Genomic DNA, 232 nt, shown 5'->3' with positions numbered 1-232 from the left:
AGAAGTAGCCATCCTTGAAAGAGTGTGTAATAACTCACTGGTCAAGCGCTCCTGCGCCGAAAATGAACGGGGCTAAGCGATTTACCGAAGCTGTGGATCCCCCCTAACCCCCCTTAATAAGGGAGGCAGAGGGGATGGTAGGGGAGCGTTCTATAAGGTGAGAAGCATTAGCGGCAAGCAGATGTGGACTTTATAGAAGTGAGAATGTCGGCTTGAGTAGCGAAAATTGAGG

Annotated in this window: 1 rRNA gene; it reads left to right on the top strand. The window is 50.0% G+C overall.

What is annotated here, in order from left to right:
• Positions 1 to 232 (top strand): 23S ribosomal RNA (locus JUI58_RS00035); the annotation flags it as partial.

Origin of the sequence: Spirulina sp. CCY15215, from assembly GCF_016888125.1 — a bacterium.
GTDB lineage: Bacteria > Cyanobacteriota > Cyanobacteriia > Cyanobacteriales > Spirulinaceae > CCY15215.
Note: the sequence above shows the minus strand (reverse complement) of the source record. Positions and strands in the feature narration are given on the sequence as shown.